At 68.8% G+C, this 10,464-nt stretch carries 11 protein-coding genes and 1 pseudogene; 8 read left to right on the forward strand and 4 right to left on the reverse strand.

All coding sequences use genetic code 11. From position 1 onward, the window contains the following. The 5 genes and pseudogenes from NI18_RS25210 to pelF form a co-directional block, all read left to right on the forward strand. Positions 1-795, forward strand: a pseudogene (locus tag NI18_RS25210) (hypothetical protein); the annotation flags it as partial. Continuing rightward, complete coding sequence (locus NI18_RS22540) at positions 792-1,760, forward strand: hypothetical protein (RefSeq protein WP_128082287.1); 969 nt, start codon at positions 792-794, stop codon at positions 1,758-1,760. The pseudogene NI18_RS25210 and the gene NI18_RS22540, both read left to right, overlap by 4 nt. Beyond that, positions 1,757-2,548, forward strand: coding sequence for a hypothetical protein (locus NI18_RS16365; RefSeq protein ID WP_052149265.1), 792 nt, complete (start codon positions 1,757-1,759; stop codon positions 2,546-2,548). Before NI18_RS22540 ends, NI18_RS16365 begins: the two co-directional genes overlap by 4 nt. Then, positions 2,514-2,672 carry a hypothetical protein gene (locus tag NI18_RS25215; protein ID WP_157840567.1) on the forward strand — a complete coding sequence of 53 codons (159 nt, stop codon included), beginning with the start codon at positions 2,514-2,516 and terminating at the stop codon, positions 2,670-2,672. Before NI18_RS16365 ends, NI18_RS25215 begins: the two co-directional genes overlap by 35 nt. Further along, the gene (gene pelF, locus NI18_RS16370; protein ID WP_306286471.1) at positions 2,648-4,180 is read left to right on the forward strand and encodes a GT4 family glycosyltransferase PelF; all 1,533 of its coding nucleotides are present in this window, start codon (positions 2,648-2,650) and stop codon (positions 4,178-4,180) included. The genes NI18_RS25215 and pelF overlap by 25 nt, the downstream gene beginning before the upstream one ends. A gap of 24 nt (positions 4,181-4,204) precedes the next feature. Here the strand turns inward: pelF and NI18_RS16375 are convergent, their stop codons facing one another. The 4 genes from NI18_RS16375 to NI18_RS16390 are packed head-to-tail and all read right to left on the reverse strand — an operon-like array spanning position 4,205 to position 8,922. After that, a complete protein-coding gene (locus NI18_RS16375) occupies positions 4,205-4,864 on the reverse strand; it encodes a TolC family protein (protein WP_037531498.1) in 660 nt (219 codons plus the stop codon). 2 nt (positions 4,865-4,866) lie between these two features. Continuing rightward, complete coding sequence (locus tag NI18_RS16380; protein WP_084215253.1) at positions 4,867-5,805, reverse strand: TolC family protein; 939 nt, start codon at positions 5,803-5,805, stop codon at positions 4,867-4,869. After that, positions 5,795-7,168, reverse strand: a complete 1,374-nt coding sequence (locus NI18_RS16385) for an HlyD family type I secretion periplasmic adaptor subunit (protein WP_037531502.1) — start codon at positions 7,166-7,168, stop codon at positions 5,795-5,797. Before NI18_RS16385 ends, NI18_RS16380 begins: the two co-directional genes overlap by 11 nt. Then, a complete protein-coding gene (locus tag NI18_RS16390; RefSeq protein WP_084215254.1) occupies positions 7,165-8,922 on the reverse strand; it encodes a type I secretion system permease/ATPase in 1,758 nt (585 codons plus the stop codon). Before NI18_RS16390 ends, NI18_RS16385 begins: the two co-directional genes overlap by 4 nt. A 249-nt stretch (positions 8,923-9,171) precedes the next feature. Between NI18_RS16390 and NI18_RS16395 the strand changes: the two genes are divergently transcribed. The 3 genes from NI18_RS16395 to NI18_RS16405 all read left to right on the forward strand — a co-directional run. Then, complete coding sequence (locus tag NI18_RS16395; protein ID WP_031439936.1) at positions 9,172-9,513, forward strand: hypothetical protein; 342 nt, start codon at positions 9,172-9,174, stop codon at positions 9,511-9,513. Positions 9,514-9,699: 186 nt separating this feature from the next. Next, the gene (locus tag NI18_RS16400; protein ID WP_306286472.1) at positions 9,700-10,221 is read left to right on the forward strand and encodes a sigma-70 family RNA polymerase sigma factor; all 522 of its coding nucleotides are present in this window, start codon (positions 9,700-9,702) and stop codon (positions 10,219-10,221) included. Further along, positions 10,218-10,464 (forward strand): hypothetical protein (locus tag NI18_RS16405; protein ID WP_037531506.1); only part of this gene is annotated, 247 nt, incomplete at its 3' end. The genes NI18_RS16400 and NI18_RS16405, both read left to right, overlap by 4 nt.

A 10,464-nucleotide genomic window follows, 5' to 3' on the forward strand; every position in this document is an offset into this window, starting at 1 on the left:
GTCGGCGGCACGCTCGACGTGGGAGGCGGCGTTCGCCATCTCGTCAGCAACGTCGCCACCGCCGCGCCGACCGTGCGATCCGGCGACACCGTCGTCGACGCCTCGCTGGCCGCAGCGTTCGACGGCGCGGTCCGCATCCAGCTCTTCGCCTCCGCCGCGCTCGACGATGCGGTGACGGGTGGCGGTGCCAGGATTACGGCAGGGGCCGCCGACGCTCAGTTCCGCGCGACCTTGAGCCGCCACATGCCGGACTATTCGACCCCGGCGCAGGTGCTGGCGGGAGGATATCTCTCGCGCGCGCTGATCGGCGTCACCTACCGCCTGACGCCGGGCGTGGTCGCGCAAGGAGATTTCGGCGCCTACCGGTACGGCCTCGCAACCGGTAGCGGTGCAAGCGACACCATCGTCGCGAGCGCCGGGGTGGATTATCTCATTCGCCGCCAGTTCCCGGCGCTCGGGCTGACCTACCGCTTCGACGCGGAATATGTTCAGCGTATGCAGCTTGGCGCAGACCGCCTTGCCGTCATCCCGCTGGCCACCCGCGAGAACCACACCATCCAAGGCCTCGCCAGTGGCGCGGTCGGCGCGGTGCAGATGACCGCGCTCGCGGGCTGGACTGTCGATCGGTTCGGCGGTGATGGCCCCACCGCCAGCCTCGGCCTCGCCGCCCCGATCGCGGTCGCGTGGCGGGTCGAGGGCAGCGGCGGCATCACGTCGATCGCGCGGCAGGGGTTTGCAGGTCGCCAGCTCTATGCGCGCGCGCTGCTGACACGCAGCCTCGGGGATACGCAGTGACGCACGACGACGCTGCGCCAAAATGGCAGACCCGGTGGCGACGCCCCGTGCGCATCGCGCTGGAGATCACCCTCACCTTCGCCGTGCTGGCTGCGTTCGACTGGTGGCTGACGGGCGAAACCGGGTTCACGCGCGTCCAGCCCAACCCCTATTGGCTGCCGGTGCTGGTCATGGCGCTCGCCTATGGCACCGGCCCCGGCGTCCTCGCGGCGGGAATCGCGTCGGGGCTATGGCTCGCGCATGTCCACGACGACACGGGCGCGCGCGACTATCTCGACCACCTGTTCCATCTGTCGCTCCAGCCATTGATGTGGTTCGTCGCTGCCGGAGTCATCGGCGAGGTGACGATCATGCGGACCGCACGGCACGATCGGCTGGAAAAGCGCGGCGGGGTTGCGGCGCGGAACCTGGCGCGGCTGACCGAGGCGTTTGCGGCGCTGTCGCGGACCAACCGGCTGTTGCAGGTGCAGATCGCGACCGAGGCGCATACCGTCGGCCATGCGATTGAGACGGCCGCGCGACTCTGTTCGCAGGACCTGGCTGAACGACGTGGCGCAATCAGCGAACTGATCGCGCTTGCCGCACGAACCCCCGACTTCACCTGCTACCGCATGACCAGTGACGAGGCCCGCGCATGGATCCGCGGGCCGGTTACCGCGGGACGGCGCGACACCCTGCCAGCGACGTTGATGGAGCGGATGGCACGGCCCCACGGGATCCTGCACGTCGCGAAGCGCAGCGATCGTAGCCTGCTCGACGGTATCGGCGTCGCCGCGATCGCGCTGCCCGATCTGAAGACCGGCGAACTTGTCGGGTGCCTGGTCCTACATGCGCTGCCGTTCGAGACGCTGAACGCGAGCCGTACCGCCGAAATGACCGAGATCGCCGCCTGGCTGACGCCGCTGCTCGCCGATACGCTTCACGCAACCCAGCGGCCGGTCAGAGCCGCCGGGCTGGTCGCGTGATCCACCGCCTCGCTGCGCTCGCGCTGCTGGAGATGGTCGTCCTGACGGCGTGCTGGCTTTTCGAACTTGCGGCCGGCTGGGCGCTCGCAGTCCATGTCGTGGCTAGCGGGATTGGGCTCACTTTGTGGCTCCGCAGCGGTGCGGCGGCCGGTTTTGCGGCGGCGATGCTGGGTGTGACGGGCCCGCTTGGCCTGCTTGTTGCCCTGCCCCTTGCTCGCTTCGTCAGACCTGCCGCACACCGGACCGACGACGAGATGTTCGGCCCTGTTGCCGGGCGTTCCGCACAGCGCGGCGCGCGTCTCGCGGTGGCCCGCATGCTCGACGGGCGGGTTCATCACGCCACCCCCGATACGCTGAGCTCGCTGGTCACGATCATGCGTCACGGCGCGGTCGCCGAGCGGCGGCGGGCACTGGAGACCGTGGTGCGGTCCTTCGAGCCCGCGCTGTCGCCGCTCATCGCGCTGGCGCTGACCGATAGCGACCAGACGATCCGCGCGCTTGCGGCGGCCGCGTCGGCGCGCGTCGCGGAAAATCTGGTGCTCGCCCGTGCGCGGCTGTCAGCCCGCGTTGCCGATGGCGGCGATCCGGACGCCGTGACGAATCTGGCGCGGCTGCTCGGGGATCACGCGCGTTCGGACGTGCTGCTGTCCGACTCACAGCGCCTCCACCTGCGCGAGGACGCGGTTGCGACGATGGCTGCCGCGGGATCGGACGGGGGGGGACAACCGGCATGCGGACACGCGCGATGCGTTGATGATCGAGGCGTTCTGGGCCGCGGGCGATTATGACGCGATCGACTGGATGGCGACCGCGATTCAGGCGTCGGTGGACCGGGCCGATAGTCCGACCGGCGCGAACGACCGCGGCGCGACGACGCTGGCGAACTGGTGGCTGACGGGCGCGGTGGCATGATCCCGCTGTCCGCCTTGGCCGAAACGTCCCGGCACGCGCCGCTCGACATGCCGGACGCCGACATCTGCCTGATCGTCGAGGGCGCCTATCCCTATGTGATCGGCGGCGTATCCGGCTGGCTGCAGGATCTGATCACGCATCTGCCCGACGTCAGGTTTGTGATCGCCGCGATCAAGCCGGGTGCAGGGCTGCTCGCGTTCCAGCTCGCCCCGCCGCCCAACGTCGTCGCGGTCGTCGAAATCGGTCTGGCGCCCGCGCCGGCGATGCCGCGCGCGATCCCGGACCGGATCGCGGTACCGATAGCCGACGCGCTGGTCGCGTTCGTTGCAACCGGTGGCGCGGAGCGGCTGGCGACGCTGATCGACGTGATCGGCGGCATCGCGCGACCGCTTACCCCCGGTGACATCCTGTCGCACCCGGCCGTCTTCGCACGGCTCAGGCGCCATTATCAGGCGATGCTGCCCAAGGCCTCGTTCCATCATTATTTCTGGGCGATGCGCGTGCTGCTCGGCGGGTTGCTCGCGGTGCTGACGGCGCCCCTGCCGCGCGCCAAGGCCTATCACACGATCTCGACCGGCTTCGCAGGTCTGCTCGCCGCCCGCGCCGCGCGCGAGACCGGGCGCCCGGCGTTCATCACCGAACACGGCATCTACCTGCTCGAACGCCAGATCGAGGTGATGATGGCGGACTGGATCGGCGATCAGGTCGACACCGGGCTCGAGCTCGAACGCAGCGTACGCGACCTGCGCGACCTCTGGGTCCGTGCCTTCACCAGCTATGCGACCGCCTGCTATGACAGCTGCGATCCGATCGTTGCGCTGTACGGCGAGAATACGGCGGTCCAGCGCCGGCTGGGTGCGGCCGCCGACCGGGTCCGCGTCATCCCCAACGGGATCGATTCGAAGCGGTTCGCCGCACTTCCCGACCAGCGCGATCCGGCACACCCGCTGGTCGCGCTGCTCGGCCGCGTGGTCCCGATCAAGGACGTGAAGACGTTCATCCGCGCCGCCGCGATCGCGAATGCCGAACGCCCCGACATCCGCTTCGTCGTGCTCGGCCCCGAGGACGAGGACCCGGAATATGCTGCGGAATGCTCGCGGCTGGTCGAGGATCTGGGCCTGTCCCCGGTCTTCCACTTCGCGGGGCGCGTGCGGATCGAGGACTGGATGGCCAGGATCGACCTGCTGGTGCTCACCAGCCTGTCCGAAGCGCAACCGCTGGTGATCCTGGAAGGCGGGGCCTGCGGGATCCCCGTGGTCGCGCCCGACGTCGGAAGTTGCCGCGAGATGATCGAGGGACGCGGCGGGGCGGACTCAGGCCATGGCGGCATCGTCACCCCGCTGGTCAATCCCGCAGCGACCGCGGCGGGCATCCTCGCGATCGCGGGCGATCGCGCAATGCGATCGGCAATGGGCGAAACCATGCGCGAACGCGTCCGCCGCGACTATGATCACGACACGATCATCGGGGCCTATGAGAAACTCTACGGAACACTGATCGAGCGGTAGCCGACGCGAGTACGCCGGATCGGATCATCTTCCGCTCGTGACCACCGTATCGCTCAGATCGGCCGCGACCGGGCCCGCAATCACCGGAACCGGCGCGATCGGCAGCACATTGCCGATCGGCCCTGGCAAGGCTTGGACGGCCGCCGGCCTGATTCGTGCGTCGGTGGCGGGCGCGATCATCGGTGCAGCCGGGGCGGTGCCGGCGGGCTTCTGCGCGCGGTCGATCGGCGCAAGTATCGGATCGAACGGCCCGAATGTCTTGGCCCGCACCACCCGCGTATTCCGCGCCGGATCATAGGCCGGTACCGCCTGATCGATCGCCGCCGCCTGCAGTCGCCCGAGCGTGGCCAAAAGCCGCGCCTCGGCGGCATAGGCTCCATAGGTCGTGTTGACGAACACGAGTTGCGCGGTCAGCAGGCGCTGTTCCGAATCCAGCACCTCGAAGTTCGAGCGAAATCCTTCCGCGAAGCCGCGCTGAACCCCGGTGAGCGCCGACTCCGCCGCCTCGGTCGCGCGCTGCCCCGCCGCCATCTGTTCGCCACCCGCCACCGCCTGGTTCCAGGCGTTCTGGGCATTGGCGAGTGCGGCGCGCCGCGCCGTCTCGACCTCGAACCCGAGCTGCTGGCGTTCGGCGACCGCGGCGCGGACGCGCGAGCCGATCACGCCGCCGGTCAACAGCGGCATCGTCACCGTGACCCCGCCGGTCGCTGTGCACCAGCATCGCGCAGGCGGTAGGAATAGGGGCTTCCATAGCCATAGCTTCCCGACAGCGCGACGATCGGCGCACGTTCGGCGCGCTGCGCCGCGATCCGCGCGTCCCCCGCCTTGGTGGCGAGGATCGCCTGCCACAGGCTCGGGCTCTCCTTCTCCACCACGGCGAACGCGGCATCGAGCGAGCGCGGCAGGCCGGGCAGCGTCGGCGGCACGAGCAGCGTGCCCGGATTACGCCCGACGACCGCCGCGAACCGCCCACGGCTCGCCTGGAGGTTGACCGTCGCCTGCGCCAGCTGCGCGCGGATGATCTCGCGCTGCGCCTCGGCCTGCGCGATGTCGGTACGGGTCAGGTCGCCACCCCGTTCGCGCGCGATCGCCTGGGTCACCTGTCGCCCATAGGAGTCGAGCGAGCGCTGCTGGATCGCCACCAGCGCCTGGTCGCGCCGCACCGAGACATAGGCATCAACGACTTCGAGCAGGATCGCGTTCTCCGCCTCGCGCAGGCGTTCACGGCCGGCAAGCACGGTTGCCTCGGCCGCCGACACCTGCGCCGCGGTCCGCCCGCCGTTCAGCAGGATCTGCGATGCGGTCAGCGACGCCCCCAGGGTCCGCCCCCGCGCCGTATCGAAACCGCCAAGCAGCCCGCGCTGGTCCTGCGACTGATATTGCAGCGTCATGTTGATGCCCGCAGTCAGCCGGTACGCGGCCCCCGCCTGGACGATCTGCTCGTCGAGCGCGCGAAGCTGGGCGCGCTGGCCCTCGAGCGAGGGGTTGCTGCGATAGGCGTCGGCAATCGCCTGCCCCAGCGTTTCGGGCGCTGCGGTAGCTGCCTCCTGTGCCGTCTGCGCGAGCGCGGGCATGGCCGGCAGCAGCAGCATGGCGACGGCGAGGCAGATCCTCTCAGCGTTCATGAAGCGACCGTGAAAAGGCCTCGGTCAACGGATCGAGCAGATAGTCGAGTGCGGTCCGCGACCGCAGCTTGACGAGGACGGTGACCGGTACGCCAGCGCGGATCCCCGTATCGCGACCGCGCACAGCCTCGATCTTGGCGATCTGAGCACGCGGCACGGTGACCTCCGCGCTGAAATAGCTGCGACCGGTCTGCTCGTCGCGAAGCGAATCCGCAGAAACCGTACGAACCGTGCCGAGCAGGATCGGCAGGTCGCGTTCGTGCAGCGACAGGAACTTCACCTCCGCCTCCCGCCCGGCAAACACCCCGTCGATATCGCCCGGCGAGAAGTTCGCACGGACCACCAAAGGGGCAGCGTCGGGAACGATGTCGAGGATCGCCTGCCCCGGCTGGATCACGCCCCCCACGGAGAATACGCGCAGCCCCACCACGCGGCCCGCCACCGGCGCGCGGATGATCGTGCGCGCCAGCTGTTCGCGCGCCGCAGCCAGCTTGGGCAAGACCTCGTTCAGCTGGAACTGCGTGTCGCGCAGCAAAGTCGCACTCTCCTCGACATATTTGCGGCGGGTCTGAACGCCTTCCGCGCGGGTCTGGCCGATTTGTTCGCGCGCGGCCGCCGAGCGTGAGACATAGTCGGCGTCGGTCCCTTCGAGCTGCTGGATCGAGCGTTCGATCGCACGGACCGTGTTGCGCGACACATAGCCCTGGTCGGCAAGCGCCCGCGTGCTGTCGAGCTGTTGCCGGAGCGAGGCGCGCTGGCGGGCGGTCGCCTGAGCCTGCGCGTTAAAGCCGGTCGTCTGCTGCGCGACGGTCGCCTCCTGCTGGCGAAGAACCGCGCCATTGGCGGCAAGCGCGGCCGAGCGTGCCGCCCGCTGCGCAAGCTGGAGCGACTTCGCCCGCTCGACGAGACGGAGGTCGTCGCCCTGTGCGGACGCGAAGTCCGCGGGCCAGACGACTTCGCCGCCGCGAACGTCCGCTTCGAGCCGGGCCCGTTGCGCCTGGAGGTCGATGACGCTGGCGGCCAGCGCACGCTCGCTCGCGGTGACTTCGGCGCCTTCGAGCCGGAACAGGACGTCGCCTGCACGGACGTGCTGGCCGTCGCGCACCGCCATCGCCGCGACGATCCCGCCCTCGCGGTGCTGGACGGTCTGGCGATTGCCCGCGACGACCACCTGCCCCTCGCCTGCCGCCGCGGCATCGAGCCGCGCGAACGCCGCCCAACCGAGCCCCACGACGAAGAACAGGATCGCGACCAGCCCGCCGATCAGGATCGCATGCCGCGGGGAGTCGTCGAGGCGGAGGCGATCCGCGAGGCTTGCGCCACCGGCGGCGGGAACCGGGCTGGCCAGCTCGGCGGGAATCATCGTGCGCCTCCGGTTGCGGCGATGGGTCCCGCGCTGGGCGGGCGCAACACCTTGGCGCGGTCGTCGAACAGCTGGATCGTGCCGTTGCGCAGCACCATGATCTTGTCGACCGCCTGCAGAAGCCCGGTCCGATGCGTCGACACGATCACCGTCGCGCTACGCGCGCGGAGGGTCGAAAGCGTCGTCACCAGCCGCGCCTCACCATCGCTGTCGAGATGCGCGTTGGGCTCGTCAAGGAACAGGATCGTCGGCGTACCGAACAGCGCGCGCGCCAGCGCGACCGACTGGTTCTGCCCCGCCGACAGCCCCGACCCGTCCGCCATGCTCAGCATCGTCGCATAGCCATTGGGCAGGCCGAGGATCACCTCATGCGCACCCGCCGCCTGTGCCGCCTCGACCACTGCGGCGTCGAGCTGCTCGCTCTCACCCGCCAGCACCGACTGGAACCGCGAGATGTTGGTGTGCACCGTGGTCGGGAACAGCGACGGGGATTGCGGCATGTAGCCGACGTGCCGGCCAAGCTGTTCGCGGTTCCAGTCCGCGAGCCTCGCACCGTCGATCCGCACCTCGCCAGCGTCCGGCGACAGCGCACCCGACAGCACGCGCAGAAGCGTCGACTTGCCCGCACCGCTCGGGCCGACCAGCGCGACGATCTCGCCGGGCGCGACCGCGAAACTTATGTCCGACAGCAATGCGCGGTCGCTGCCTTCCGCGCGCACCGTGATACCGCGGACGTCGATCCGGCCGGTCGGCGCGGGCAGCGTCGTCGCGTCGATCGCGGGTCCCGGCATCCGGCAGAAGGCATCGAGATCGCGATAGGCATTGCGCGCGGCAGCGAGCGGCTTCATCGCCCCGAGGATCTGCTCGACCGGCTGAAGTGCCCGCCCCAGCAGCAGCGACGCCGCAAAGATCGCACCGCCCGAAATATCCTGCCGGATCGCCAGCAGCGCGCCGAGCGCGAGCGCGAGGGACTGGAGCAGCAGGCGAAGGAACTTGGTGATCGCGAGAAACTGCCCCGAGGTCCCGGCGAGCGCGGCCTGACGGCGGACGAGTTCGGCGCGCTCGAGCAGATGCCGGGTGATCAGCGCATTGCGCATCCCCATCACGCGCGCGACCTCCGACCCATGGATCGACACATCCTGTTCGCGCGTCGCGAGAACCGCGCGGGCCTGCGTGTCGCGCGCGGTCCCCGCGGTCACCCGGTCGCTGAGGATCGCGATCCCGCCGAGCAGCAGCGCGCTCACGAGCGCCAGCACGCCGATCCAGACATGGAGCAGGAACGCGATGCCGATATAGATCGGCGCCCAGGGCGCATCGAACAGCGCGATGATCGTCGGCCCGGTCAGCGTCCCGCGCACCGTGTCGAAATCGCGCATCGCCTGGCTGCGCTGGCCGGTCGTCGCGCCATCGGTGCCAAGGATCCGCAGCAGGATCCCCGGTGCCGCCTGACGCTCCAGCCGCATGCTGGCGCGCAGCAGCAACCGCATGCGCACCGCGTCGAGGATCGCGAACACGACCAGCGCCAGCACCAGGATCAGCGTCAGCAGCAGCAGCGTCGTCCCGCCCCGCGTGGGCACGACCCGGTCATACACCTGCAGCATGAAGATCGACGGCACGAGGTACAGGATGTTCACCAATCCGGAGAACAGACCCGCGAAGACCAGATGCCGTCGACACCCCCTGACGGCACGCCCCAGCGCATTATGCCCGAAATCGGATGGTGCCGTCAGGGGCGCTGGGGAGGACGTCGGCATCGGGTCGTCTTAGCCACGAAGTTTAAACGAACGGTTTCTCAGGCGCTGCGCAAGGCCGATCTGCCGCTCGACGATCTCTGTCTTAACGCGCGTACGGGTTCGCTCCGTGCGAAGCGCAGCGTCTGGCCCGGGACCGACCCCACCCAATCCCGACATCCGTTCCTGTGGTCATCCTGCGTGTCGCAGGTGTAATGGTGCCGGGCCCGCCGCTACGGCGTGCAAACATCCACTGAGAGATTACGCAGCGACATGGCCCGCAAACATTCGAAACATGCCCCGTATGAGGAGCCCGATCGCGAAGACGAGGAAGGCCCGGCACCGGTCGCGCCGTGCTGGCTCTGCGGCCGCGCGCTCGGCAAGACCATTGTCTGGCATCATCCCGTGCCCAAGAGCCGGGGCGGTCGCGATGTCGTGCCGATGCATCCGATCTGCCAGCAGACCTTGATGGCGAATTTCACCAATTCCGAACTGCAACGCCACGGCATGAATGTCGACGCGCTGCTCGCCGATCCCACCGTCCGCAAATTCGTGGATTGGGTCGCCAAGAAGGATCCTGATTTCACCGCGACGACGACAAAGAAGCAACGCTGACAAGCTACGCCTCGTCGAGCGACCCAGAAAACGGTGTTCACGGCTTCTAAAACACTGCGCGTTCGCCTGCATCGATATAGATTTTGAGTGCCGTAAGATTGACCGCGTCAAATACCGAGCAGCGAGACACATTGACGTAACAGACCCGGCTATTAGAAACCGGTCATGGCTATGGAGGGGGAGCGAGTGTCCGGCCTTGGCGAAAGGACAACGATCCTTCGCACGCTGGTCGAGACCTATACCCTGCCGCTGAGCCGGTACTTCACGCGGCGTGTGTCCGCGCCGCACGACGTCCCCGACCTGGTCCAGGAGGTTTTCCTGAGGCTAAGTCGGCTGGAAGACCCGAACGGCATTCGCCAGCATGACAGCTTCATCTTCGTCACTGCGGCCAATGTCCTGAAGGATCAGGCCCGGCGCAATCAGGCGCGGGGCGCGGGATTGTCGGATCCAATCGACGATCTCTCGCTTGAAGGTTCGGATTTCGCGCCCGACCGCGTCTTGGCGAGTAAGTACATCGCGGACGCGTTGCGGCGTGCGCTTGCCGAACTGCCCGAACGGACACGCGACGTGTTCGTGCTCAGGATGCTGGAGGGATTGAAGATGGCCGATGTCGCGCATGCCATGGCGATCTCGACGCGTGCCGCCGAGAAGCACCAGGCACGCGCGCTCGCGCATGTCGCGGAACGCCTGAAGGACTGGCATCGGTGAGCGATCCCGTGATGATCGAAGCCGCGGCATGGGCCGAACGGCTGGACCGCGACCCGAGCGCTGCAATGCGTGCGCGGTTCGACGACTGGCATGCGCGAACGGATCACGCTGCAGCCTGGGCGGTGATAGCCCAAGCACGGGCTGCGACTGCAGCGCTGGCGGACCATCCCGACCTGCTGGCATTGCGGCACGCGGCCGTGGCGCGTGCCGCGCTGCGCCGCGAGCCGCGACGAGTCGCGCCGT

The sequence above is a fragment of the Sphingomonas sp. Ant20 genome (genome assembly GCF_000783375.1).
Lineage (GTDB): Bacteria > Pseudomonadota > Alphaproteobacteria > Sphingomonadales > Sphingomonadaceae > Sphingomonas > Sphingomonas aerolata.